The following is a 23,798-nucleotide window of genomic DNA, read 5'->3' as shown; positions in this document are numbered from 1 at the left end:
CGGCTCCCGGCAACCACCCCAGGAGCCGGGGCCGCCCCACGCCGAGGGCAGATGCGGCGAGGACCTATTTGACCGCGCCCTGCATGAGCGCCCTGACGAAGCTGCGCTGAAACACGAGGAAGACCAGCAGGGAGGGCAGGATGATCAGCAGCGAACCCGCACACAGCAGCACCACATCGGTTCCGTACTGCCCCTGGAACGCGCCGAGTCCCCCGGCCACCGTGCGCTTCGTCGGATCGTCGACGAGAACGAGCGGCAGCAGGTACTGATTCCAGGTGGCGAGGAAGAACAGCACCGCGAGCGCGGACCACGCGGACGTGGCAAGTGGCAGATGGACCCGGAGGAACGTCTGGACAGGGCCCGCCCCGTCGACCTTCGCGGCCTCGGTCAGCGCCGGTTCGACCGCAAGGAAATGCGCTCGCATCCAGAAGACGCCGAACGGCATCAGCAGCCCGACCAGCGGCAGCACGATCGCGAGTCCGTCGTTCTTCCGGCCAGCAGCAACTGCGTCTGCGGAATCAGGCTGTTGACGTGAATCGAAGCCGTCGCATCGGCCATGAAGCCGACGAGCCCATCGTTTGTCAGCAGAGCCTGGAACGCGTCGACAGTGGCCGCCACCGCCGATCCCTCGGTCGCGCGCGGCGCGGGCGCGTCCGAGCCGCGGAGGCCGGGATCTCACAGACCGGCCTGCTGTACCACTTCCCCAGCAAGGAGGCCCTGCTCAACGCGGTCATGGACCGCCACCTGACGTTCTCCGAGGAATGGCTGTGGGGTCACGATCCCGACCCGGGCCCCGCGGGCACCGAGCTGCATCCGCGGCTGGTGAACGGCTACCGGACGACCATCGACCGCGTCGCGGCGACGTTGCGTTCCGCGCAGGAGCGCGGCGACATGCGCCCGGACATCGATCCGCGGCTCAAGGCGATGGAGATCATCGCGTTCTGCTACGGACTCGAAGCCGCCTGGCTGGTCGACCCGAGCATCCCGGTCGCGGAGGCAGCCGCACAGTGGGCGGCGCAGCAGACCGCCCAGATGTCGCCATCCTGACCGCGGGCCGCCGTCGGAATCGTTCGGTCAGGTGGCGGTTGTCAACTCCTGGATGCCGATCACGTCGAGCAGCCGGATCGCCTGCTCGGACGGTGATCCCGGTTCGGCCGCGTAGAGCACGACCCGCTGGTCGCGTTCCGGGACGACGAGCACCTCACAGATGACGTCGATACGGCCGACCCGCGGATGGAAGATCGTTTGGCACAGGGACAGTTGGCGGCCGACTTCGTGCCGTGCCCAGACCTCGGCGAACTCGGCGCTGCCGACCAGCAGATCGTCGACGAGTTGCGCCAGCGCCTGGTCGTCCGGATACGTGCTGGTGGCAGCGCGCAGATCCGCGGCCGCCTCCCGGGCGAACTCGCGGGTGGCCTCCTCGCCGAACAGTTCCGCCTGCCGGTCGGTGAGGAACCGCAGCCGCAGCAGGTTCCGGTCACGCACCGGCAGCGCGGAGAAGTCCGTGATCAGCGCCGCGGCCAGCGGGTTCCAGGCGAGTACGTCGTACTTCGCGTCCAGCACCAGACCCGGTACGTCGAGTCGCGCGAGCATCCGTAGTACGCCGGGGCGCACGTCGGTCGGCGGACCGGGTGGCGGACCGGGTGGCGGACCGGGCTGCTCGCCGGCGAGCCGGAACAGGTGGTCGCGTTCGGCATCTGACAGCCGCAGTGCCCGGGCGAGCCCGGTCAGCACCGCGCGCGAAGGACGCGGCCCGCGGCCCTGTTCGAGGCGCGTGTAGTAGTCGGTCGACATCGTCGCGAGGCTCGCCACTTCCTCCCGGCGCAGGCCCGGCGTACGGCGGCGCAGACCGGCTGGGAGCCCTACTCCGGACGGTTGCAAGGCCTCGCGTCGTACCCGGAGGAACTCGGCCAGTCCGTCGCGATCCATGGTCCCAGGATCCCAGCCGGCGCCGGCGTCAGCCAGGGACTCGCGATCCCAGGCTCGGCCGACTCTGCCGCGGGCCGGCGGATCGGCCGACGGTGGACGGCATGAACACGACGAAGATCGCGCTCGTCACGGGCGCCAACAAGGGCATCGGCAAGGAGATCGCGCGGCAACTCGGGCAGGCCGGGTTCACCGTGCTGGCCGCGGCGCGCGACCAGGAACGCGGGCAGCTCGCGGTGAAGGAACTGGTGGCTGAGGGCCTCGACGTCGTTGGCGTGCAGCTGGACGTGACCGACCAGGCGTCGGTGCGGGCGGCGGCCGGGTGGGTCGCGGCGGAGTACGGCCGGCTGGACGTGCTGGTCAACAATGCGGCGATCATCCCCGCCGGCGACACCGCGGTCTCGGAGGTCGAGGCCGACGTACTGCGCAGCACGTTCGAGACCAACGTGATCGGACTGGTGGGCGTAACCCAGGCGTTCCTGCCGCTGCTCCGCAACGCCGGCGAAGCCCGGATCGTGAACCTCTCGTCGGCGCTGGCCTCGTTCGCGCTCGTCGGCGACCGGTGGTCGCGGATGTCGACGGTGCTGCTGTTCGCGTACAACGCGTCGAAGGCGGCCGTGAACATGGCCACGGTGATGCTCGCCAACGAGCTCCGCGGCACGGGCATTCTGGTCAACGCCGCGGACCCCGGCCAGTGCGCCACCGACATGGGCGGCCTCGACTCGCCGCGAACCGCCGCCGAGGGCGCCGCGGTGGCCGTCCGACTCGCCACGCTGGACGCCGACGGTCCGACCGGCCACGTGTACGCCGAGGACGGCCGCCTGCCGTGGTGAGGCGGCGGCCGGCCGCAACCGGCTGAGTCAGACGATGGCGCCGGACCAGGCGAGTGCCTGCTTGAGGAGCTGGCCGCGACCGCCTTCCATGTCGTTCAGAAGGCTCGGGGCCAGCGCCTCCTCCGGCGTCAGCCAGGTCAGTTCGAGCGCGTCCTGGCGCGGATTGCACTCGCCGGTGACCGGTACGACGTACACCAGCGCAACCGCGTGCTGCCGCGGGTCGTGCAGCGGGGTCATCCCGGGGAACGGGAAGTACTCGGCGACCGTGACGGGGACCAGCGTCGCGGGGATCCGCGGGAACGCGGCCGGGCCGAGGTCCTTCACGATGTTGCGCTGCAGCGCGTCCCGGATCGACTCGTTGTGCAGGACCCGGCCGGAGACCAGCGTGCGGGTGATCTCGCCGGTCGCGGGCGACGTCCGCAGCAGCACCCCGATGTGCTCGAGCTGCCCGGACGTGTCGACCCGTACCGGTACGGCCTCGACGTACAGGATCGGGACCCGCGAGCGGGTCTCGGCGAGCGCGAACTCGGACAACCAGCCAGGATTCGGATCCGGCGTACGCAAAGACGACGTCATGGGCCCATCTTCGCCTACGGTCTGAAAGCGGACCGGTACTGGGAGGGGCTGAGTCCGAATACCGAGCGGAAACGGCGGGTGGCGTGGCTCGGATCCGGCCAGCCGACCAGGGCGCCGATCGCGGCGACCGGGAGCTCGGTCTCGATCAGCAGGCCGGCGGCGCGCTCGGCGCGGATGCGGTTCAGGTACGCCATCGGCGACAGCCCGACCGACCGCCCGAAGAGCCGGACCAGGTAGCCGGGAGCGAGGTTGACGCCGGCGCCGAGCCGCTCGAGGGTCCACGCACCTCCCAGATCGGACTCGAGCAGCCGCATCGCGTGCTGCACCGCCGGATGCACCGGCACGGCGGCACCGGGCGCGGCGGCCCCAGGCATCAGGCCACCAGGCAGCAGGGCACCAGGCACCAAGGCGCCGGAGAGCAGCCCGAAGACGTCGGCCCCGAGGTACGCGTTTCGCACTACGAGCCCGTCGCAGTCGACGTACCCGTGCCACTCGCCCGGACGCAGTACGACGACCGAGTCCGGCGCCAGCTCGACCTCACCGGCGGCGGACACGTGCGTACCGCGACCGGCGACGACGACTGCGATCTCGAAGAACGCGTGACTGTGCGGCGCGACGTCCGCGCGCAGCTCGATCCGCTCGCCGGCCACCGGCAGGCGCGGGTCCGCGAAGACCTCATTGCTCAGCACGTTGTGCACCACGGATCTCCCGGAGGTCAAGATCGGTCAAGTGCTGGTCAGCCACGTCCTGTCCGCACAGCCGCGCAGCCGGGACTCTGGATTCACCTTCTCCCACAACCGAATCCGAGGAGTCCTCGATGACCACGACCGACCCTACGGCACCCGCGACGCTCGACGAAGAGATCATTTCCGCCTACCGCCGCGACGGGGTGGTCCGGATCCGCAACATCATCGGCCGCGACGAAGCGGCCCGGTTCGCCGCGGCCGCGGCCGAGTGGACGGCCGGCGCCGACGACAACTTCAAGGGCTCGAAGATCTTCAATCAGTACGTCAACGTCTGGCGGCAGAACGACGTACTGCGGGAGCTCACGCTGGACCCGCGACTCGCCGCAGCGGCCACCGCGCTGGCCGGCGTACCGCTGCGGATCTGGCACGACCAATTGCTGATCAAACCGCCGCACAACGGCGCCGCGACCGAGTTCCACCAGGACGCGCCGTACTGGCCGCACGCCGGTTCGCGGGCCTCGTTGTCGGCCTGGGTCGCGCTGGTCGACGTACCGGTGGAGCGCGGGTGCATGACGTTCATCCCCGGCTCCCAGGACCACCAGGACCTGCGCCGCCAGGACCTGTCGGACCGCGACGACCTGTTCCGCGCCGCGCCGGATCTGCGCTGGGGGCAGCGGCTGACGATCCCGCTGCAAGCCGGCGACTGCACCTTCCACAACGCCTACCTGGCGCACTCGGCGACACCGAACTTCACCGACGACCCGCGGATCGCGCATGTCGCGATCTACATCGACGCGGAGGCGACGTACACCGGGGCCGCGCACGTGGTCACCGACGGCCTCGAGTTGACGGTGGGTGCACCGCTGAATCACGAGCTGTTCCCGGCTGTTTGAATTTTCATGACGTGACATAAGTTGGTCTCCGTGCGTCTGCTCACCGACATCCGTCCGCTGCGTGAGTCCGCCGACTTCCGCAGGTTGTGGCTCGGATCGACGGTGTCGCAGCTCGGTCAGCAGATGACCGCGGTGACCGTCTCGATCCAGGTGTACGCGCTGACCCAGTCGACCTTCGCGGTCGGGCTGGTCGGCCTGTGCTCGCTGGTCCCGCTGATCGTCTTCGGGCTGTACGGCGGCGCGATGGCCGACGCGATCGACCGCCGTACGCTCGCCCTCGTCTCGTCGACCGGGTTGTGGCTGCTCTCGATGATCCTGGTGCTGCAGTCGCACCTGGACTGGCAGCGCGTCGGGGTGCTGTACGCCGTCGTGGCGTGCCAGTCCGCCTGCTTCGCGGTCAACAATCCCGCCCGGTCCGCGATCATCCCGCGGCTGATCCGGCCCGAGCTGCTGCCGGCCGCGAACACGCTCAGCCAGGCCGCCTTCAACCTCGGCTTCACCGCGGGGCCGCTGCTCGGCGCGGCGGTGATCGCGTGGCACGGGTTCGCAGCGGCGTACCTGGTCGACGTGCTGACCTTCACCGCCGCGCTCTACGCACTGTTCCGGCTGCCGCCGGTGCCGCCGACCGGTTCGGTACGGCGGGCCGGGCTGCGGTCGGTGCTCGAAGGGTTCACGTTCCTGCGGGCGGCGCCGGCGCTGCTGGCGACGTTCCTCGCCGACATTCTCGCGATGGTGTTCGCGCAGCCGCGGGCGCTGTTCCCGGCCGTGGCGGGCGCGTTCTTCGGCGGCGGCGTTCGGACCGTCGGCCTGCTGCAGGCGGCGCCGGCGATCGGTGCGCTGATCGGCGTGATCTTCTCCGGCTGGGTGACCCGGGTCCGCCGTCAGGGTGTGGCGATCGTGCTCGCAATCACGGCGTACGCCGCCGCGGTCGGGCTGTTCGGGCTGTCCCGGACGATCTGGCTGGGCGTGGCGCTGCTCGCGCTGTCCGGGGCGGCCGACATGGTGAGTTCGGCGTACCGGAACACGGTGCTGCAGTCCGCGGCGCCGGACGCGATGCGCGGGCGGCTGCAGGGAGTCTTCATCGTGGTCGTCGCGGGCGGGCCGCGGCTCGGGGATTTCGTGGCCGGAACGACGGCGTCACTGACCACCCCGACGATCGCGCTGCTCGGCGGCGCCGCGGTCTGTGTCACCGGCCTGCTGATCCTGCTGGCCCGGAACCGGCCGTTCCGGGTCTACGACTCCGAGGTCCGCGCCCTCAGCTGAGTCGCACCGAGCTGGATCGCGCCGGATCGCGCCGGTTCAGCCGCCGGTTGCGAGCTTCTTGACGACGGTGAACCAGGAGTCCATGTCCGGGTTGATCTCGGTGATCGGCTTGTCGTCGACCGTGACGATCTTGCGGTCCCCGAGCGGCTTCTTCAGTTTGATCGGGAACAGCGCGACGTCGTCGTCCTCGGGACACGGCATGTCGACGTCGATCGTCGCGCGGATCTTGTCCTCGAGCTGTTCGACCTTGAGATCGAGCGAGCACTTGCCGACGGCGCCGAACAGCAGTTGGGTCTCGTCGTACTTCGGCGCGTTCTGGACCCACTTGAGGTACTTCGGCTTCTTGTCCTTGACCACCTGGTAGTAGAGGACCGGCTGCGGGTTCTCCTCGTCCGGCTTGCCGCTGCCGTCGCCGAAGAAGGCGCCGTAGATCATGTTGATGCAGGGGTCCTCGGCGCTGCGGCCGTCGATCGCGCCGAACGCGCGGGCCGCCTGGTAGCAGCCGTTCGCCTCCCGGTTCAGCGACACGTTGAACCCGACCAGGCCCAGCGCGCCGACGACCATCGCGATCGCCAGCATCCGGCGGGACTTGCGCTGCTGCGGGCCGAGGATGCCGGCCGCGCGGCGGACCTCCTCCGGCGAGGCGCCGGCCGGGACGCCGGTGGTGCGGAACAGGGCCATGATCGAGCTCGTCCACTGCGGGTTGATGATCGTCGGCACGGCGTACGCGAGGATCAGCACCACGATCACGAGGACGGCAGGAAGCAGCGACCAGTAATTTCGCACGGCAGCAAGATACGGGTCTATCGGGCCGCGACCGAATAGCGGATACGCTGAAGGCGTGCCAGCCGAGACCTCGCAGACGCTCGACCGGGGACTCACGGTCCTCGAGTTGCTCGCCGATGCCCCCGACGGGTTGTCGATCACCGAGCTCGCAGCGGCGTTGCGCGTCAGCCGGACCGTCGTGTACCGGCTGGTGAACACGCTGGAGCTGCACCGGCTCGTGCGCCGTGACAGCGAGGGCCGGGCCCGGCTCGGGCTCGCCGTCCTGCACTACAGCCGGCGGGTCCAGCCCACGCTGCGGGACGCCGCGCTGCCGGTGCTGCGCTCGCTCGCCGAGGACACCGGCGCCACCGCGCACCTCACGGTCGCGGACGGTGAGGAGGCGCTCGCGATCGCGGTCGTCGAGCCGAGCTGGACCGATTACCACGTGTCGTACCGGATGGGGTCGCGGCACGCGCTCGACCAGGGCGCGGCCGGCAAGGCGATCCTGGCCGGCCGCCGCAAGCCCGACCCGGCGGGCCGCCCGTTCGTGGTCACGTCCGGTGAGCTCCAGGCCGGCGCCCAGGGCGTGTCGTCGCCGGTGCTGGGCGTGCCCGGCGTCGAGGCGTCGATCGGCGTGGTCGTGCTCGGCAAACTCGACCGCGACTTCGTCGGCCCGCGGGTGGCCCGCGCCGCGGTGGAAGTTGCCAAGCGTCTGGCCTGAGGGCGGACGCCCACCACTCACCAACCTCCCTGCCACGACCGCGTCCCCGCCTGAGCACCGCCTGTCGGCGCCGTTCTCCGCGAGTTGGTGAGTGGTGCAGGTCCGGCCGTCAGTTCTTCGTCGCCGCTTCCACCAGCGGTAGCACCCGGTGCTGGATCTGCTCCGCGAGGGCGATGACGGTGGAGGCGCGCTGGATGCCGCGGACGATCACGACCTGGTCGATGACCCGCTGCAGGTCGGCGTTGGAGCGCGCCACGATCCGGCACCAGAGGTCCTCGGCGCCGGTGATCGTGTGCACCTCGAGGACCTCCGGGATCCGGGCCAGCGCCTCGGCGACCGCGGTGTGCCCGGAGCCCTGCTCGATCTGCAGCGTCGCGAACGCGGTGACCGGATAACCGATCGCGGCGGTGTCGATGTCCGGCCCCCACCCGCGCACCACACCGTCGCGTTGCAGCCGGTCGAGCCGCGCCTGCACGGTGCCCCGCGCGACCCCCAACCGGCGCGACGCCTCCAGGACGCCGACCCGCGGTTCGGCCGCGAACAGCTTCAGGATCCGGGCATCGAGCGCGTCCACCGCCATGCGGCCCTCCGTCAATAGTCAGACTGACCAAATAGTCCAGCCATCTTGGCAGCTGATCGGTCAGGTTGCCCAGCAGAACAACAAACTGTTGCGCAACCTGTCGCGCAGAGACCAGGGTCGGTGTACTGATCCGAAACCGGGAGGACACCGATGACCAGCACCGATCTCACCCCTGCAGAGCTCGACGCCGATCTCGACCTCGACCAGCTCAAGCAGCTCGTCGGCTTGGTGCCGTACGACGAGAGCACCGACCCGTTCCCGGTGACCGCGATGGACGCCGTGGTGTTCGTGGTCGGCAACGCCACCCAGACCGCGAAGTGGTACCAGCTCGCGTTCGGGATGGACCTGGTCGCGTACTCGGGCCCCGAGACCGGCTCGAAGGACAGCAAGGCCTTCGTGCTCAAGTCCGGCTCGGCGCGCTTCGTGATCTCCGGCGGCGTCAGCCCGAAGAGCCCGCTGCTCGACCACCACCGCAAGCACGGCGACGGCGTGGTCGACCTGGCGCTCGAGGTCCCGGACGTCGACAAGTGCATCAAGCACGCGCGGGCCATGGGCGCCACCGTGCTGGAGGAGCCGAACGACGTCTCCGACGAGCACGGCACGATCCGCCGCGCGGCGATCGCGGCGTACGGCGACACCCGTCACACGCTGATCGACCGGAGCAAGTACTCCGGCCCGTACCTGCCCGGCTTCGTCGCGGCGACCACGAAGGTGACCCGCCCGGACGGGCACCCGAAGCGGTTGTTCCAGGCGGTCGACCACGTGGTCGGCAACGTCGAGCTCGGCAAGATGGACGAGTGGGTTGCCTTCTACAACAAGGTGATGGGCTTCGTGAACATGGCGGAGTTCATCGGTGACGACATCGCCACCGACTACTCGGCGCTGATGAGCAAGGTGGTCGCCAACGGCAACCACCGGGTGAAGTTCCCGCTGAACGAGCCGGCGATCGCGAAGAAGAAGTCGCAGATCGACGAGTTCCTGGAGTTCTACGACGGCGCCGGCGCACAGCACATCGCGCTCGCCACCAACGACATCCTGCGCACCGTCGACATCCTGCGGGCCAACGGCGTGGAGTTCCTGAACACGCCGGACTCGTACTACGAGGACCCGGAGCTGCGGGCCCGGATCGGCGAGGTGCGGGCGCCGATCGAGGAACTGCAGAAGCGCGGCATCCTGGTCGACCGCGACGAGGACGGCTACCTGCTGCAGATCTTCACCGCGCCGATCGGCGACCGGCCGACGGTCTTCTACGAGCTGATCGAGCGGCACGGCTCGCTGGGCTTCGGCAAGGGCAACTTCAAGGCGCTGTTCGAGGCGATCGAGCGGGAGCAGGAGCGGCGCGGCAACCTCTGAGCCGGGTCGAACCGCTTCACCACAGACCAGAACCTTGCCAGCAGCAACTGCATACGGCGTGTCGCCGTCCGATTACCGGAATGACTGTCCGGGCAGGCTCTGTTCGCGTAAGGTGCCTTCCTGAGTGCGCGTCGGGGCGTGCACTCAGGAAGGGTTCGTCATGAAGACACTGGGCATTCTGCTCAGCACCGCCGGACTGGCCGGAGCGGGCGTGTTCGCCCTGTCCGCCGCACCGGCCGCGGCGGCCACCGCCGCCAACTGTTCAGGCGCGAAGTCCATCGCATCGGCGCCGATGCTGCGCGACCACCGGCCGCCGAGCTGGGGCACGGTCCGCCTGGTCCGCGACAGTTGCTACCAGTACTGGGCCGAGATCTCGATGGCGTCGCCGGTCGTCGCCAACGCGAAGGCCAATGCCTTCCTGGTGCAGTACGGCGGCAACAACAGCGGCCGCGTGCTCAGCTGTGACAGCAGCGGCGGCAACGGTGCGGTCATCGAGGGCCAGCGCACCTGCCGGACACCGAAGGTGCGCGCGACCAGCGGGAGCATCACGTTCGCCGCGATCGGCCGCGAGTACCACAACTACGGCGGCGGCTACCGCGAGATCTCGGAGAACTCCACCAAACGGACCCGCTGACTCGATCCGGGGGCGCAGTACCGCCAAGTAGTTACTAGGCTCGCCATATGAGTGAGGTTGTCGAGCAGCTGCGTCAGGTGCTGCCTCCCGAGGCGCTGGTCACCGATCCGGACCGGATGGAGAGTTACCGGTACGACCGGGCGATGTTCTGCCCGGCCGGGATGCCGCTTGCGGTGGTGCTGGCCCGGGAGACCGCGCACGTCCAGGCGGCGGTGCGGATCGCGAACGAGGCCGGCATCCCGATCGTGCCGCAGGGCGCACGGTCCGGGCTGTCCGGCGCGGCGAACGCACTGGACGGCTGCCTGGTCGTCTCGCTGGAGAAGATGGACCGGATTCTGGCCATCGAGCCGGTCGACCGGTACGTCGTCACGCAACCGGGCGTGTACAACGCGGTGCTGTCCCGCGCGGTCGCCGAGCACGGACTGTTCTACCCGCCGGACCCGTCCAGCTGGGAGTTCTGCTCGATCGGCGGCAACCTGTCCACGAACTCGGGCGGTCTGTGCTGCGTGAAGTACGGCGTGACCACCGACTACGTGCTCGGCCTGGAGGTCGTGCTGGCCGATGGGCGGATCCTGCGCACCGGGCGCAAGACCGTCAAGGGCGTCGCCGGGTACGACCTGACCAAGCTGATCGTCGGCAGCGAAGGAACCCTCGGCATCATCACCGAGGCCACGCTGGCGCTCCGTCCGCAGGCCGCGAAGCCGCGGACGATGGCCGCGCTGTTCGCCTCCGGCGTCGACGCCGGCAACGCGATCCTGGAAATCATCCGCAGCGGCGTCTCGCTCAGCCTGCTGGAGATCATGGACCGGACCACGATCCGCGCGGTGAACAAGTACAAGCGGATGGACCTGCCCGACGAGGCGGGCGCGATGCTGATCGCGCAGTCCGACGCCGGTGGTGACGCGGGCGCGGCGGATGTCGCCGCGGTCGCCAAGCTCTGCCGTGATCAGGGTGCACTGGAGTGCATCGAGGCCGAGGACGACGCCGAGGGCGAGCTGCTGCTCGAAGGCCGGCGGGCGGCGCTGATCGCCCTGGAGCAACTCGGTACGACGATGATCGACGACGTCGCCGTACCGCGCTCGCGGCTGGCCGAGTTCATCGGCCGGATCGAGGAGCTGTCCGCGGAACTGGACATCACCATCGGCGTGCTCGGGCATGCCGGCGACGGCAACATGCATCCGACGGTCGTGTTCGACCAGACCGACCCGGCGCAGGCCGAGCGGGCCCAGCAGGCCTTCGACCGGGTGATGGAGATCGGGCTGGAGCTCGGCGGCACGATCACCGGCGAGCACGGGGTCGGCGTCCTGAAGCGCACCTGGCTGGCCGAGGAGATCGGGCCGGTCGCGATCGACGTGCACCGGGCGATCAAGGCCGCGCTCGACCCGAAGAACCTGTTGAATCCGGGGAAGGTGGTCGCCGAATGATGCCCCGGCGACCACTGCGCGCAACACTGTGACGCAACCGCAATAGAACTGCCGAGGCCACTCGACGTCCACGGCCGTCGGCTGTGACGTCCGGCCTGGACCATGGAAATGAGGATGTGTACGAATTCGCGGGGGGACTTGATGCCGGGTAGGAGGCGCCCCATGGGCTTGTGGCGCCGTACCGTGCTGCCCGCTGTCGCCACCGTGGTCGCGACCGCGGCTCTTGTCGCGTGCGGGAACGGCGGCGGCCTGCGGGTCGAGGGCGCCGAGCCTCCGCCGGAGACCCCGTCACCGACGATTGCGGTCGGCAAGGGCAGCCCCTCGCCGGGCGTCGCGCGGACCCCGCAAGTGGCCGTTGACCTGGCCGAAGTCCGGACCCAACTGCTCGCGGACAAGCACCTCAGCGACTACGCGCGGACAGTGCTCGCGAATTGCACCGTGATTTCGCGTTGCCTCAGCAGGGGTAAGACCGTTGATGTAATGCACAGCGGTACACCCCAGCAGATCGTCCTCATCCATACCTTGGAGAAGTTCGTCTTCGGTATCTTCCTGATCGCCGTCGAGCCCTCGGGCCCGCGACCGATCTGGAGCCTGGACGTCGAGCAACCGACCGTGAACGCCAGCCCGCAAGGTGACCTGGTGGTCGAGTCCAAGATCTTCGCGATCGACGACCCGGTCTGCTGCCCGTCGGGCCGGCGGGTCGAGGTCTACCGTTGGAACGGCCGGCAGATGATCAAGGTGAGCTCGACGGACCAGTAGGGAGACTGAAGTTCGGTGGTACCGGAAGAACCGGCAGCGCGCATTCTCATGGTCGAGGACGACGCGGTGATCCGTGAGGCGACCCAGTTGACCCTCGAGCGGCACGGCTACGACGTGACCACGGCCGAGGACGGCCTGGAGGCGATCGAGCGCTTCGAGAAGATCCATCCCGACGTCGTGATGCTGGACATCATGCTGCCCGGGCTGGACGGCATCTCGGTGTGCCGGCGGATCCGCGAGTCCAGCACGGTCCCGATCGTGATGGTCTCCGCCCGCGGTGACGCGCTCGACGTCGTCCTCGGCCTGGAAGCAGGCGCCGACGACTATGTGACCAAGCCCTTCGACACCCAGGTGCTGGTGGCGCGACTGCGGGCGGTGATGCGGCGCGCGGTCTCCGACCCGGAGCGTCCGGCCCCGGCGGCCGGCTCCGGCGTCGAGTCGTTCGGCGACCTGGAGCTGGACCGCGAGGCGCTCGAGGTACGCCGCGGCGGGCAGACCGTGCAGCTGACGCCGACCGAGCTGAAGCTGCTGATCGAGTTCGCGAACAACCCCGGTGTGGTGCTCAGCCGCTCGACGTTGTTGCAGCGGGTCTGGGACTACGAGTGGGGCGGCGACGGCCGGCTGGTCGACGTCCACCTGCAGCGGCTGCGGACCAAAATCGGTGCCGACCGCATCGAAACCGTCCGCGGCTTCGGGTACAAGCTGCGGGCGTAACGGATGGGACTGCGCGCGAAGCTCGGTCTCATCTTCCTGCTGGTTTCGTCGCTCGCGATCCTGGTGCTGTGCGTCGCGGTCTACACCCAGGCCCAGTCGGCCCGGCTGGACCGCACGCGCAGCTTCGCGGACGAGCGGATCCAGCTCGCGGCGCAGAGCTACGACACCAACGACGTCCCGGTGTTCGGCGCGAAGGTCGACGATCCGGACCTGCCGCCGCAGCTGCGGGAGGCCGTACTGCAGGGCAAGCGCGCCACGTTCAAGACCGGCTCGCCGAACGCGAAGATGTGGGCGGCGGTCGCGGTCAAGGACGGCAAGGTGCTGTCGATCGAGCAGGACTACGAGAGCACCGACGACTCGATGAAGGCGCTGCAGCAGGCGCTGATCCTGGGCGGCATCGGTACGGTCGCGCTGGTCGCACTGGTCTCGGTGATCCTGGCCGGCAGCCTGTCGAAGCGGATCGTCGCGGTCGCGGGGACGGCCCGGCGGATCGCGGCCGGTGACCTGGACGCGTCGGCGGCCGAGGCCATCGGCAAAGGCAAGGACGAGGTGCAGGCGCTGGCGACCGCGCTGGACACGATGGCCAGTTCGTTGCGCGGTCAGCTCGAGGCCGAGCGCCGCTTCACCGCGGATGTGGCGCACGACCTGCGGACCCCGGTGACCGGGCTGACCACCGCCGCCGAACTGCTGCCGCCGGGCCGTCCCAGCGAGCTGGTCCGCGACCGGGCGAAGGTGTTGCGCCGCCTGGTCGAGGACCTGCTGGAGATCGCGCGCTTCGACTCCGGTGTCGAGCAGGCGGACCTCGAGCTGGTCGGTCTGGGTGCCTTCGTCGGCTCGGCGGTCGCCCGGTTGCGGATGCAGCAGGCGCTCGCTCCGGACAGTGTCGTCGTACACCAGATCGGGCCGGACCAGACGGTGTCGACCGACTCGCGCCGGATCGAGCGCATCCTCGCCAACCTGATCGTCAACGGCATGCGGCACGGCAAACCGCCGGTCGAGGTGACGGTCAGCGGCCGGACGGTGGAAGTCGTTGACCATGGCAACGGCTACCCGGAGGAACTGATCGCCGAGGGCCCGCGCCGGTTCCGGTCCGGGATGGCCGAGCGTGGCGTCGGCCACGGCCTCGGCCTGACCATCGCGGCCGGCCACGCCAAGGTCCTGGGCGCCGAACTCACCTTCGGCGAGGCTCCCGGCGGCGGCGCCCTCGCCCGGCTGATCCTCCCGGCCGGCCCTGAGGCGCAGTCTTGACCACCATCCCTGGCGTCGGCCACTTCTCGGGGGAGTGGACAGGTAATGGGGGCCTTGCACACGAAATAACCTGTGCAAGGCCCCCGTTCAGGGTGCAAGCCCCCGACTTCTGGGCGGCGGCGCGACCGTGCACACCCAGTTCAGCTGCGTGCGGGCAAAACCCGACCGCTGACCGCACCCAAACCTGTCCGGGAGCCGTCCGCTGCGGTTGCCCAGGCAGTGATCGTGACCTCGTCGCCGTCCTCGAGGAATGTGCGCTCCCGGCCGTCCACGATCAGCGGCTCGCGGCCGCCCCAGCTCAGCTCGATGAACGAGCCGCGCTGGTCCTTTTCGGGTCCGCTGACGGTGCCGGACGCGTACAGGTCACCGGTGCGGACGCCGGCGCCGTTGACGGTCATGTGCGCGAGCATCTGCGCCGGCGACCAGTACAGGTGCTTGTACGGCGGGGTGCTGACGAGGTGACCGTTGAGGAACACCTCGAAGGTGATGTCGTAGTTCTCCAGGTTCTCCCCGGCGAGGTACGGAAGGACCGGCGGATCCTGCGGCCCGAGCGGTACGGCGGCTGTGGCCAGCGCGTCGAGTGACACCACCCACGGCGAGATCGACGTCGCGAACGACTTCCCGAGGAACGGGCCGAGGGGGACGTACTCCCACGCCTGCAGGTCGCGCGCGGACCAGTCGTTGACGACGACCACGCCGTAGACGTGCTCGGCGAAGTCGTCCACGGACACCGGTCGGCCGAGGGCAGACGGTGTACCGACGACGTACCCGAGCTCGACCTCGATGTCGAGCCGCTGCGACGGTCCGAACGTCGGTGCCGGCGCGTCCGGCGCCTTGCGCTGGCCTGACGGCCGGACGATGTCGGTGCCGCTGGCAACGACTGTGCCGGCGCGGCCGTGGTAGCCGACCGGGAGGTGTTTCCAGTTCGGCAGCAGCGGCTCGGCGTTCGGGCGGAACAGGCGGCCGAGGTTCGTGGCGTGGTGTTCCGAGGCGTAGAAGTCGACGTAGTCCGCGACCTCGAACGGCAGTTGCATGGTCACGGCCGACTGCGGGATCAGGTGCGGCTCGACGGCGTCGCGCTGCGCGGGGTTACCAACCAGGTCGAGCAGCCATTCGCGCGTCGCGCGCCACCCGGACCGGCCGACGGCGAGGAACGCGTTCAGTGTCGGCTGGGTGAACAGCTGGGCGCCGTCCAGCATCTGCGCGGAAGCGACCGGCGCGAGGTCGATGATCTGGTCTCCGATCGCGGCGCCGACCCGCGGCTCCTCCTCGCCGTACCGGAACACGCCCAGCGGCAGATTCTCCGGCCCGAACGGCGACCCGTCCGGAATACTGATCCAGCTCACGACGCCTCCGTCAGACGCAGGGTGGTCAGGTCGGTGTGGGGTTCGTCGATGCTGCACGAGCCGAACGAGGTGAACCAGCGGCGGGTGCTCGCGGCCTGGTCGTCGGACAGTTCGCGGGCGCGCGCCGCCAGCGTCTCGCCGGACCGCTCGCTCAGAACCGCCGCCACCTCGTCGGCGGACGCGCCGTCGAGCGACGCCCGCGTGGCGAGCAGTACGTTCAGGAACCCGTGATGCTCGAAGCCGGTGTCGGACGCCGTGTGCCGTACGGCGTTGTGCAGGCCGGCCGTGCACTTGAAGGCGACCTCGCGATCCAGGCAGGCGGTGATGAAATCGGCCACCTGCCGCTCCGACGGGAACAGCGACGCGTCGAGACCGCCGGTCCGGAGCTTCGCGGCGTAGCCGGCGTCCGCGACCACGTCGAGCGCACGCTCCCAGCCGCCGTCCAGGCCGACCTCGACGTACGCCGTCTCGTCGTCGAGGCAGTCGTCACACGCCCGCACCACGCGCAGTGCGTTGCGTGACAGGTCGTCCTCGTCACGCAGCCGAACCTCGACCCCCGTGACCACGATGTCGTCCGAGCGGTCGCCGTACCGCACTGCGGGCGCGATGCCGCCGGCGCCGCCGCTGATCACGACGCTGACCGCGAGCGGGCCGTGGTCTGCACCGGTCCGCGCGGCCTCGGCCGCGACCTTCATCAGGTCCTCGTCGGTGCAGACGAACGGGCCGACGAGGTCGCCGTACGGCGCGACGCGGTGTGCCCGGTGCGCGGCGGCGGCCTCGGTCAGCGGCAGATTGCCGGGCGGGAACATCGAGGCGTCGTCGACCAGGTGCCGGAACAGGGCAGGGATGGTTGACATGGTGTAGAGCCTAACGGATGCTTTCGGTAAGCGGACGCAAGCGTTCGCATATCGGATAGGCGCTCAGGCAGCATCGGATTGGCAGGGCAGGACGATGGCGTACTACCGGCAGGTCGGCGAAGTTCCGCCCAAGCGGCACACCCAGTTCCGCAGACCGGACGGCGGGCTGTACTACGAGGAGCTGATGGGCGAGGAGGGGTTTTCGTCGGACTCGTCGCTGCTCTACCACGCCGGCGTCCCGTCCGCGATCGTCGACTCCCAGGTGTGGGACCTGCCTGACCTGGCCACGGTCGCGAACCATCCGCTGACGCCGCGGCACCTGAAGCTGCACGACCTGTTCACCGACACCGCGAAGTCGAACGCCGTCGAGGACCGCCGGCTCGTGCTCGGCAACGGCGACGTGCGGATCTCGTACGTCGTGGCCGAGCAGCCCTCGCCGTACTACCGCAACGCGATCGGCGACGAGTGTGTGTACGTCGAGAAGGGCTCGGCGACCGTGGAAACGGTGTTCGGCGTGCTGAACGCGGTGCAGGGCGACTACGTGATCATTCCGCGCGCGACCACGCACCGCTGGCTGCCCGGTCCCGAGGGCGTCCACCTGTACTGCATCGAGGCCAACTCGCACATCGCGCCGCCGAAGCGTTACCTGTCGCGGTACGGGCAGTTCCTCGAGCACGCGCCGTACTGCGAGCGCGACCTGCACCCGGCGACCGAGCCGTTCGTGGTCGAGGGCACCGACGTCGAGGTGCTGGTGAAGCACCGCGGCAACGGTCCGGGCGGGATCGTCGGCTCGCGGATGACGTACGCCACACATCCGTTCGACGTGGTCGGGTGGGACGGCTGCCTGTATCCGTACACGTTCAACGTCAGCGACTTCGAGCCGATCACCGGGCGCGTGCACCAGCCGCCGCCCGTGCACCAGGTCTTCGAGGGGTACAACTTTGTGGTCTGCAACTTCGTGCCGCGGAAGGTCGACTACCACCCGCTCTCGATCCCGGTGCCGTACTACCACTCGAACGTCGACTCCGACGAGGTGATGTTCTACTGCGGCGGCGACTACGAGGCACGGAAGGGCTCCGGGATCGGGCTCGGGTCGATCTCGCTGCACCCCGGCGGGTACGCGCACGGGCCGCAGCCGTCGGCGATCGAGGCCTCGCTCGGGGCCGAGCGGTTCGAGGAGCTCGCGGTGATGGTCGACACCTTCCGCCCGCTCGAGCTCGGCGAGGCCGGTCGCGCCGTCGACGACGGTGTCTACGCCTGGACCTGGGCGGGCCGCCGCAAGGAGTGACCGGCTTCGGGAGGCGGGTGCACACCCGGTGTGGGATTCTTCTCCCGTGAGTGAGGACGGGGACGCGGGATCGCAGGTCATTTCACAGGACACTCCGGAGGTGCTGGTGCAGCAGGCACCACCTGAGCTGGGCAAGCCGTTCCTGGTCGGTATCGACCGGGAGGCGGTACTGCGGCGGCGCGAGGTGGTGCGGACGGTCGAGCGCCGCGGCGCGTGGATCACGTTCGTGCTCGGCGTGGTCGGTATCGCGGCCGCGGTCTACGCGCTGGTCGCGTTCCGCGGATCCGGGCTGTGGCCGTTCGCGTTGCTGCTGGTCGCTGCCATGGTCCCGCTCGTCCTCAGCACGGTGATGGTGTACCGCCTGCAGGCCGAGCGTGCCGAGTGGTACGACGCCAACGAGCTGCCGCCGGTCGCGATGCGGATCTCCGCCAAGGGACTCGAGCTCGCCTGCGACGGAGCGGCGTACCCGGTGGTGCTGCCGTGGGGCACGGTCCGCGGTTTCACGCAGCACAAGCTGCTCGGCCAGTACATGCTCGACCTGGCGCTGGTCCGCGGCGTGTCCGCGACGACGGCCGGCGTTCGCGGTCTGGATCAGCCGTCGGTGCGGAGTGTCGTCAAACCGAACCCGTTGCTTCGGCCAACCGGAATGTTCCTGGTCAAGGCCCTCGACCAGCCCGTCCATGTCATCGACGAAGCCCTGAAGCACTTCTCGAACGGAACCGCCGCCATCCAGCGCTGACCCGCCGGCCTGCCAGGCTCGGGGGATGGACGAGAGCTTCGTGGTGGGCCTGAAACACGACGAGATCCTGCGCCGCCGGACCCGGACCCGGCGGCTCCAGGTGATCAGCAGCGGATTCAATTTCGTGCTCTCGCTGGTCGGCCTGGGGCTCGCGCTCGTGCTGCTCCTCCGCAGCGACGGCGGCTGGGTGGTGGGCGGGCTGCTCTTCGCGGCGATGTTGCTGCTCCTCGGCAGTGCGCTCGTCGTCATCGTCCAGCGGGCGAAGCTGCAGCGGTGGGCCGCCGGCACGGACCTGCCGCCGTACGCCCTGCGGATGACGCGCGCCGCGCTCGAACTCGGAGTGGAAGGCGCTTCGGCCCCGGTCGTGCTGCCCTGGCCGGCCGTACGCGGCTTCCGGCGGAAGCGGAAGCTCGGGCAGTCACTGCTGCAGATCGCCGTACAGCCCGGGGTCACCAGCGTCAGCGGGCGGGCCGGGCTCTACAGCGTCGCGGCCCTCGACCAGCCGGTCGAAGCCATCGATCAGGCGCTGCACTACTTCTCGAACGGCACCGCCGCCGTCAGCAGGGGAGGGCACGGTAGGTAAAGCCGAGCTTGGTGAGTTTGGTGAGGGCTCGGTCGAGGGCGGCGACGGTTTGGGCGCGGTTGCCGCCGCCGTCGTGCATCAGGATGATCGCGCCGGGGCGGGCGCCCTTGAGGATCGCGTGTTCGATGTGTGCGGCGCCTGGCTTCTCCCAGTCCTTGGTGTCGACGTCCCACAGCACCTCGCGCTGGTGGTACGCCGCCGCGGCGGCAGCGACCTTCGCGTTGGTCGCACCGGTCGGTGGCCGCAGGCACTTCGACGTGATCCCGCCGGCGATCTCCTGGCGGATCTTCGCGTCCGGCAGGCCGGTCAGCGTCTTGTGGTCGTAGGTGTGGTTGCCCACGGTGTGTCCGGCGGCGCGCTCGGCGGTGACGAGTTCCGGGTACTGCGCGACCTGGATCCCGAGCACGAAGAAGGTCGCCCGCGCGTTGTGTTTGCGCAGTACCTGCAGGACTTTCGGCGTCCACTCGTGCTGCGGGCCGTCGTCGAAGGTCAGGTACAGGACCTTGCCGTGACCTGCAAGGTTCCAGTCGTCGGGCTGTGCCCGGGACGCTCGGGTCGACGACGCCGGCGGCTTCGTGGCCGGTGGATGGGCGGTCGGCGTGGGAGCAGGGTGCTTCGACGACGACGGTTCACCGCGTTTGGCGGTGATTGGCAACCCGCCCGACTTCGGGTGTGGCGACGTACCGGCGGAAGGGGCGGCGGACGTGACGGTGTGGTCGGAGGGCGTGGCGGCTTGAGCGAGGACGGCACCGCAGAACAGGGCGGCGACCAACGGCAGCAGCCTGCCGGGCGAGTTGGCCATGCGAAGGATCTTCTCGTGTCGGTGGGGGCAACGGTTGGCTGGGTGGGGGTGTGTCGGTCGTATCGTGTGGTCTCGGCCGGAGATCCCGGCGTACGAGACAGATTCGACCAGTGAGGCGGGGCGATGACGGACAGCGGTGAGCGGACCACGATGACACGACGCGCGGTGATCGGCGGGGCGGCGGCGCTGGCCGCGGCCGGCTTCCAGGCGGTTCCGGCGTACGCCGGTGGACAAGGCGGCACGGGTGGTCAGCGCCCCGGCAAGACGGTGCGGCTGACCGTGCTGGGCACCACCGACCTGCACGGCAACGTCTTCAACTGGGACTACTTCAAGAACGCCGAGTACGACGACAGCGCGCACAACGACATCGGCCTGGCCAAGATCTCCACGCTGGTCGACGCCGTTCGCGAGCGCGCCGCGGCGGACCGGCGCGGGCCGCGTCCACTGCTGCTGGACGCCGGCGACACCATCCAGGGCACCCCGCTGGCGTACTACTTCGCGAAGATCGAGCCGATCACCGGCGGGCACGTCCACCCGATGGCCGCCGCGATGAACCGGATCGGGTACGACGCCGCGGCGCTCGGCAACCACGAGTTCAACTACGGCCTCGACATCCTCCGCAAGTTCCAGCGGCAGCTGCGGTTCCCGCTGCTCGGCGCGAACGCCCAGGACTGGACGACCGGGATGCCGGTGTTCCCGCCGTACACGCTCAAGCGCGTGCACGTGCCGGGCGCGAAGCCGATCACGGTCGGCATCCTCGGCCTGACCAACCCCGGCATCGCGATCTGGGACAAGGCGAACGTCGAGAACAAGGTGAAGTTCGGCGGCATCGTCGAGCTCGCGAAGGTCTGGGTGCCGCGGGTCCGCAAGGCCGGCGCGGACGTCGTGATCGTGTCGGTGCACTCCGGTATGGACCTGTCCTCGTCGTACGGCGATGCGCTGCCGTACCCGGAGAACACGTCGGCGCTGATGGCCGAGACCGTACCGGGGATCGACGCGGTGCTCGTCGGGCACGCGCACCTCGAGGTCCCCGAGCGGCTCGTCACCAACAAGACCACGGGCGAGCAGGTGGTGCTGAGCGAGCCGCTCAAGTGGGGTATGCGGCTGTCAATGTTCGACCTCGACCTGCAGAAGGTCCGCGGGCAGTGGAAGGTCGTCGGCCGGCACAGCCAGGTCCTGAACGCCAACACCGTCGACGCCGACCCGGCCGTGGTCGCGCTGCTGCAGAAGGACCACGACAAGGTCGTCGAGTACGTGAACTCGAAGATCGGCACCTGCACCGAGGCGATGTCCGCGGCGACCGCGCCGTGGGAGGACACCGCCGCGCTCGACTTCGTGAACTTCGTCCAGGCCGACGCGGTCTCGAAGGGCATGGCCGGTACGCCGGAGGAGTCGCTGCCGGTGCTCGCGATCGCGGCGCCGTTCAACCGGGGCGCGGCCATTCCGGCCGGTGACGTGTCGGTGCGGGACGTCGCGGGGCTGTACATCTTCGACAACACGCTGCTCGGGGTGACGATGACCGGTGCGCAGCTCAAGGAGTACCTGGAGTTCTCCGCGCAGTACTTCAAGCAGGTCACCGGCACCGGACCGTTCCCGTCCGACCAGATCACCAACGCGCCGACGCCGACCGCGCCGAACGGTACGCCGGACTACAACTACGACATCGTCGGCGGGCTGACGAAGCCGCTCACGTACACCATCGACATCGCCAAGCCGGTCGGCGCGCGAATCACCGACCTGGCGTACGACGGTACGGCGGTGGCAGCCGACCAGCAGTTCGTGGTTGCGGTGAACAACTACCGCCAGTCCGGCGGCGGCAACTTCCCGCACGTCTCCACGGCGCCGGTCGTGTACAACCGTCAGGAGGAGATCCGCCAGCTGATGATCGACTACGTGACCGAAACCGGAACGGTGGACCCTGCCACCTTCCACACCACTGACTGGTCCCTGACCTCGAACGGTTCCCCCATCACCGTCACCCCCTGATCGACGGCACCGGCTTCTGCGAGGCGGCCGTCATCCCAGCCACTCGCAGAAGCCGCATTCGATCGATGCGGCGGCCAAGGGGAACGCGGAGCGGGGGCGGAGGGACTTGGCGACTTCGGCGGCGCGTTGGTTGTATGCCGGCTGCACCTCGGGGCCGTAGGTGCCGGTGCGGACGTAGGCCCGTTGGCCGTCTGCAGCGTGGACGAAGTAGCGGGCTTCCCCGTGGGCACCGCGTCCTTCCCAGACGCGGGGCTGGATCTCGGTGCAGTTGGTGACCGTGACCGGACCCTCCACGCGGTCGGCGAAGCCGGCGCAGGGGGCATCGCCTGGGGCGGCCTGGTGGACCGAGACGGTGACGCGAGCGATCCGGCTTCCGTCGGACCACGGTTCCAGGACGGAGTACTCGAACCCGGAGTCCCACTCGATCACGGTGTACGGCCAGGTGCCGTCGTCCCAGTCGGCCTGCAGCGGGCGGGCGACGACGGCTTCCAGGCGGCGCTGTTCGGTCCACACCTCGGCGAGCTTGACCACGGTCGGCAGCGCGCCGAGGACGACGACGCCCGCCGTGATCACGACCGCGACCGTCGACGGACGGGTCCAGCGCGCGGGGCCGCCGTCGGGAGACCGCCGGTAGCAACGCTGGAGGAGCGCGCCGCCGGCGAACGCGACCGCGGCCAGCAGCAGGAACGGCTGTCCGCGCCCGGTGAGCGCCAAGTACCCCGCGCCGAGCAGCGCCAAGACGCCGATCCCGACGCCGACGCCGAAGTACGTACCGGCGTCCCAGCGGATCGCGAGTACGAGGAACGTGAGGGCCGTCGCGGCACCGCCCGCAAGGGTGCCCCAAGCAATCCCAGCGAGGGCCGCGAAGCACTCCTCGTCCGGAATGCAGGACGACGACTGGACGCTCGTCACGATCACGCCGACGACCAGGGCCACGCCCAGACCGATCCCCAGTGCCGCCCCGGCGACGGCGACCATCGACTTGCCCCCAGTGCGTTCGTTCACCCGACGACCGTAGAGCGACGGACGGTCACTTCGCCTGAGCAGAACTACTCGACCGAGGTCTTGACCCGACGAATGGCTAAGTGATTTAGTCAGTTTGTGAGTTACTCAGCTGCCGAGGTACCGCCCAGCCTTTCCGACCGGTTGACCGAGTCGATCCTCGGGATCATCCGGGAGGGCGGGTTGCGGCCCGGTGACGCGATTCCCTCGGCACGCGAGCTGGCGAAGCGGTTCTCGATCACCACGCCGACGGTGCGCGAGGCGCTGCGGAAGCTCGAGGCCACCGGCGCGGTGGAGTTCCGGCACGGGTCGGGCACGTACGTCGGCCCGACGATCAACAACGTCGTACTCGCGAATCCGCACCGGCCGCCGATCACCAAGGACTCGGTGCTGCAGCTGATCAGCGCCCGGCTGGTGATCGAACCGGCGGTCGCGGCGGAGTCCGCGACCGCGCGGCGACCGGAGAACCTCGAGCGGCTGGAAGCAGCGGTCACCAACGCGCTGGTCCCGCCCGGCGGTCCGGCGTTCGCGCTGAACTTCCACATCGAGCTCGCCGCAGCGTCCGGAAACCCGCTGCTGCAAGAGGTTCTGGCCTCACTGCTCAAGGTCCGGGTCCGCGAGCAGCAGCAGATCCGCGCGCTGTACGACAACCGCGAGCGCGACCACAAGGAACACCAGGCGATCCTCGAAGCGGTCCGCGCGCAGGACGCCGTACGCGCGGAGCAACTGACCCGCGAGCACCTGGACAACATCCGCCGCACCGTCCAGTCCGCCCCGGAGTTCTCATGACCGCCGCACCGCAGACAAACGATCGGTATGC

Annotated in this window: 26 protein-coding genes; 16 read left to right on the top strand and 10 right to left on the bottom strand. The window is 69.6% G+C overall.

What is annotated here, in order from left to right; all coding sequences use genetic code 11:
• Positions 1-64: 64 nt before the first annotated feature.
• A complete protein-coding gene (locus tag AB0B82_RS05715; protein WP_360162975.1) occupies positions 65-469 on the bottom strand; it encodes an ABC transporter permease subunit in 405 nt (134 codons plus the stop codon).
• Positions 470-531: 62 nt separating this feature from the next.
• On the opposite strand from AB0B82_RS05715, the gene AB0B82_RS05710 reads away from it, so the two are divergent.
• Complete coding sequence (locus tag AB0B82_RS05710; protein WP_360162972.1) at positions 532-1,047, top strand: TetR family transcriptional regulator; 516 nt, start codon at positions 532-534, stop codon at positions 1,045-1,047.
• A gap of 27 nt (positions 1,048-1,074) precedes the next feature.
• Here AB0B82_RS05710 and AB0B82_RS05705 read toward each other — a convergent pair whose 3' ends face one another.
• Complete coding sequence (locus AB0B82_RS05705; protein WP_360162969.1) at positions 1,075-1,929, bottom strand: helix-turn-helix transcriptional regulator; 855 nt, start codon at positions 1,927-1,929, stop codon at positions 1,075-1,077.
• Positions 1,930-2,030: 101 nt separating this feature from the next.
• Between AB0B82_RS05705 and AB0B82_RS05700 the strand changes: the two genes are divergently transcribed.
• On the top strand, positions 2,031-2,759 hold the full coding sequence (locus AB0B82_RS05700; RefSeq protein WP_360162966.1) for an SDR family oxidoreductase: 729 nt from the start codon (positions 2,031-2,033) through the stop codon (positions 2,757-2,759).
• A gap of 27 nt (positions 2,760-2,786) precedes the next feature.
• Here the strand turns inward: AB0B82_RS05700 and AB0B82_RS05695 are convergent, their stop codons facing one another.
• Both AB0B82_RS05695 and AB0B82_RS05690 read right to left on the bottom strand, forming a co-directional pair.
• A complete protein-coding gene (locus AB0B82_RS05695; protein ID WP_360162963.1) occupies positions 2,787-3,335 on the bottom strand; it encodes an NUDIX hydrolase family protein in 549 nt (182 codons plus the stop codon).
• A gap of 14 nt (positions 3,336-3,349) precedes the next feature.
• Positions 3,350-4,024, bottom strand: coding sequence for an AraC family transcriptional regulator (locus AB0B82_RS05690; protein WP_360162960.1), 675 nt, complete (start codon positions 4,022-4,024; stop codon positions 3,350-3,352).
• A 128-nt stretch (positions 4,025-4,152) separates the two neighbouring features.
• Between AB0B82_RS05690 and AB0B82_RS05685 the strand changes: the two genes are divergently transcribed.
• Complete coding sequence (locus AB0B82_RS05685) at positions 4,153-4,914, top strand: phytanoyl-CoA dioxygenase family protein (RefSeq protein ID WP_360162957.1); 762 nt, start codon at positions 4,153-4,155, stop codon at positions 4,912-4,914.
• Between the two features lie 30 nt (positions 4,915-4,944).
• Positions 4,945-6,177: an MFS transporter gene (locus AB0B82_RS05680; protein ID WP_360162954.1), complete on the top strand. Its 1,233-nt coding sequence runs from the start codon at positions 4,945-4,947 to the stop codon at positions 6,175-6,177.
• Between the two features lie 36 nt (positions 6,178-6,213).
• On the opposite strand, the gene AB0B82_RS05675 is transcribed toward AB0B82_RS05680, so the two are convergent.
• A complete protein-coding gene (locus AB0B82_RS05675; protein WP_360162951.1) occupies positions 6,214-6,963 on the bottom strand; it encodes a hypothetical protein in 750 nt (249 codons plus the stop codon).
• Positions 6,964-7,018: 55 nt separating this feature from the next.
• Between AB0B82_RS05675 and AB0B82_RS05670 the strand changes: the two genes are divergently transcribed.
• Positions 7,019-7,663 (top strand): helix-turn-helix domain-containing protein, encoded by a 645-nt coding sequence (locus AB0B82_RS05670; RefSeq protein ID WP_355472859.1) that lies wholly within the window; start codon positions 7,019-7,021, stop codon positions 7,661-7,663.
• A gap of 109 nt (positions 7,664-7,772) precedes the next feature.
• On the opposite strand, the gene AB0B82_RS05665 is transcribed toward AB0B82_RS05670, so the two are convergent.
• Positions 7,773-8,243 carry an Lrp/AsnC family transcriptional regulator gene (locus AB0B82_RS05665; protein WP_360162948.1) on the bottom strand — a complete coding sequence of 157 codons (471 nt, stop codon included), beginning with the start codon at positions 8,241-8,243 and terminating at the stop codon, positions 7,773-7,775.
• Positions 8,244-8,393: 150 nt separating this feature from the next.
• On the opposite strand from AB0B82_RS05665, the gene hppD reads away from it, so the two are divergent.
• The 6 genes from hppD (at position 8,394) to AB0B82_RS05635 (ending at position 14,375) form a co-directional block, all read left to right on the top strand.
• Entirely contained in the window at positions 8,394-9,596 is a 1,203-nt protein-coding gene (gene hppD / locus AB0B82_RS05660; protein WP_360162945.1) for a 4-hydroxyphenylpyruvate dioxygenase, read from the top strand.
• Between the two features lie 160 nt (positions 9,597-9,756).
• Positions 9,757-10,230 carry a hypothetical protein gene (locus AB0B82_RS05655; protein ID WP_360162943.1) on the top strand — a complete coding sequence of 158 codons (474 nt, stop codon included), beginning with the start codon at positions 9,757-9,759 and terminating at the stop codon, positions 10,228-10,230.
• 47 nt (positions 10,231-10,277) lie between these two features.
• Positions 10,278-11,654 carry an FAD-linked oxidase C-terminal domain-containing protein gene (locus AB0B82_RS05650; protein ID WP_360162940.1) on the top strand — a complete coding sequence of 459 codons (1,377 nt, stop codon included), beginning with the start codon at positions 10,278-10,280 and terminating at the stop codon, positions 11,652-11,654.
• 162 nt (positions 11,655-11,816) lie between these two features.
• A complete protein-coding gene (locus AB0B82_RS05645; protein ID WP_360162937.1) occupies positions 11,817-12,413 on the top strand; it encodes a hypothetical protein in 597 nt (198 codons plus the stop codon).
• Between the two features lie 48 nt (positions 12,414-12,461).
• Positions 12,462-13,127 carry a two-component system response regulator CseB gene (cseB, locus tag AB0B82_RS05640; protein ID WP_360162934.1) on the top strand — a complete coding sequence of 222 codons (666 nt, stop codon included), beginning with the start codon at positions 12,462-12,464 and terminating at the stop codon, positions 13,125-13,127.
• Between the two features lie 3 nt (positions 13,128-13,130).
• Complete coding sequence (locus AB0B82_RS05635; protein ID WP_360162931.1) at positions 13,131-14,375, top strand: HAMP domain-containing sensor histidine kinase; 1,245 nt, start codon at positions 13,131-13,133, stop codon at positions 14,373-14,375.
• 140 nt (positions 14,376-14,515) lie between these two features.
• Here AB0B82_RS05635 and fahA read toward each other — a convergent pair whose 3' ends face one another.
• The gene (fahA, locus tag AB0B82_RS05630) at positions 14,516-15,721 is read right to left on the bottom strand and encodes a fumarylacetoacetase (RefSeq protein WP_360162929.1); all 1,206 of its coding nucleotides are present in this window, start codon (positions 15,719-15,721) and stop codon (positions 14,516-14,518) included.
• Positions 15,718-16,578: a hypothetical protein gene (locus AB0B82_RS05625; protein ID WP_360162926.1), complete on the bottom strand. Its 861-nt coding sequence runs from the start codon at positions 16,576-16,578 to the stop codon at positions 15,718-15,720. The genes fahA and AB0B82_RS05625 overlap by 4 nt, the downstream gene beginning before the upstream one ends.
• A 94-nt stretch (positions 16,579-16,672) precedes the next feature.
• Between AB0B82_RS05625 and AB0B82_RS05620 the strand changes: the two genes are divergently transcribed.
• Genes AB0B82_RS05620 through AB0B82_RS05610 form a run of 3 tightly spaced genes read left to right on the top strand, consistent with a single transcriptional unit; the run spans position 16,673 to position 19,188 of the window.
• Positions 16,673-17,866, top strand: a complete 1,194-nt coding sequence (locus AB0B82_RS05620; protein WP_360162923.1) for a homogentisate 1,2-dioxygenase domain-containing protein — start codon at positions 16,673-16,675, stop codon at positions 17,864-17,866.
• A 46-nt stretch (positions 17,867-17,912) separates the two neighbouring features.
• The gene (locus AB0B82_RS05615; RefSeq protein WP_360162920.1) at positions 17,913-18,605 is read left to right on the top strand and encodes a hypothetical protein; all 693 of its coding nucleotides are present in this window, start codon (positions 17,913-17,915) and stop codon (positions 18,603-18,605) included.
• A gap of 25 nt (positions 18,606-18,630) precedes the next feature.
• Positions 18,631-19,188, top strand: a complete 558-nt coding sequence (locus tag AB0B82_RS05610) for a hypothetical protein (RefSeq protein WP_360162917.1) — start codon at positions 18,631-18,633, stop codon at positions 19,186-19,188.
• Here AB0B82_RS05610 and AB0B82_RS05605 read toward each other — a convergent pair.
• A complete protein-coding gene (locus AB0B82_RS05605; RefSeq protein ID WP_360162914.1) occupies positions 19,163-19,990 on the bottom strand; it encodes a polysaccharide deacetylase family protein in 828 nt (275 codons plus the stop codon). The two genes, AB0B82_RS05610 and AB0B82_RS05605, sit on opposite strands and share 26 nt — an antisense overlap.
• 123 nt (positions 19,991-20,113) lie before the next feature.
• Between AB0B82_RS05605 and AB0B82_RS05600 the strand changes: the two genes are divergently transcribed.
• A complete protein-coding gene (locus AB0B82_RS05600; RefSeq protein ID WP_360162911.1) occupies positions 20,114-21,976 on the top strand; it encodes a 5'-nucleotidase C-terminal domain-containing protein in 1,863 nt (620 codons plus the stop codon).
• A gap of 30 nt (positions 21,977-22,006) precedes the next feature.
• On the opposite strand, the gene AB0B82_RS05595 is transcribed toward AB0B82_RS05600, so the two are convergent.
• Positions 22,007-22,981, bottom strand: a complete 975-nt coding sequence (locus AB0B82_RS05595; RefSeq protein ID WP_360162908.1) for a hypothetical protein — start codon at positions 22,979-22,981, stop codon at positions 22,007-22,009.
• A gap of 96 nt (positions 22,982-23,077) precedes the next feature.
• Here AB0B82_RS05595 and AB0B82_RS05590 point away from each other — a divergent pair, with 96 nt between their 5' ends.
• Entirely contained in the window at positions 23,078-23,767 is a 690-nt protein-coding gene (locus AB0B82_RS05590; RefSeq protein WP_360162905.1) for a FadR/GntR family transcriptional regulator, read from the top strand.
• Positions 23,768-23,798: the final 31 nt, after the last annotated feature.

Origin of the sequence: Kribbella sp. NPDC048915 (assembly GCF_040649595.1) — a bacterium.
Taxonomy (GTDB): domain Bacteria; phylum Actinomycetota; class Actinomycetes; order Propionibacteriales; family Kribbellaceae; genus Kribbella.
This window is presented reverse-complemented; position numbering and strand designations above follow the sequence as displayed.